The sequence below is a fragment of the Stieleria sp. JC731 genome (genome assembly GCF_020966635.1).
Taxonomy (GTDB): Bacteria; Planctomycetota; Planctomycetia; order Pirellulales; family Pirellulaceae; genus Stieleria.
Genome location: NZ_JAJKFQ010000033.1, coordinates 1 through 798, shown reverse-complemented (window position 1 = coordinate 798; position 798 = coordinate 1). Strand labels below are relative to the sequence as shown.

Below are 798 nucleotides of genomic sequence, written 5' to 3'. Positions count from 1 at the left end.
AACGTCTAAAATCACCCGGTCGCGACGAGAGATTCTCCATTGTCAAACCGCCCGACTTCGCGACTCGGGTGCATTTTTTTGTTATCCCATTTAGTTGTCGCAACCCGCGATCACTGCACGGGAATCGCACTGACGATTGCAACCAAGAATATACACCTGATTGCCCAGAAACAGACAATACTCGGTCGCGGAAAAGGAATCCGGTTGTTCTGGAGCACTGGGCGTTTGTTTGAATCCGAAACCGTCAGGGGTTTGGCAAATGAATGACATTTCCCCACCACAAGTGCACCGTTTGTCGATGCGATAGTTCATCCAGCCGGGAACGCCGCCAATCTTGAAGTCGTGTGAGCCGACGTCGAATTCACCGAAATCCTGAATCTCTTCTTCTGCACGTTGGAAGGAAAGCGAATATGGCTCAATGAATTCATCGAGTTGCCCGCTGGATTCAAGTTGGTCAGGCGGATATAGCCGCAGAGCGAAATGCCCGTCGTCTTCGTCCCAGTACGACTGCGGAAGCGACGAGTTGTCGTAAATCGAAGCCAAGCCGGGCGGTTCATTATGTGTGGGACACATGAATACAAGCAGATGGCTGCCATTCTTGAATGGGAGTTCAAATTCCGCGCGAATGTCGAGCTGGAAGAAGAGAACCATCCGAGCGTCGCAGATGCGACATCGAGGAACGGATTCGCCGGACGGCATAAACGGTGAGCCGCCAACCGTATCGCGGCAGCTTGCATCAGCGTTGGTGTCAGTAACGGTGACTAGATGCATACGCGAACTGATCTCCATGGGATAACG

Annotated in this window: 1 protein-coding gene; it reads right to left on the bottom strand. The window is 52.3% G+C overall.

Annotated features, from left to right (window positions below; all coding sequences use genetic code 11):
- Positions 1 to 90: 90 nt before the first annotated feature.
- On the bottom strand, positions 91 to 798 hold a 708-nt coding region (locus LOC67_RS26955), incomplete at its 5' end, for a hypothetical protein (protein WP_230265964.1).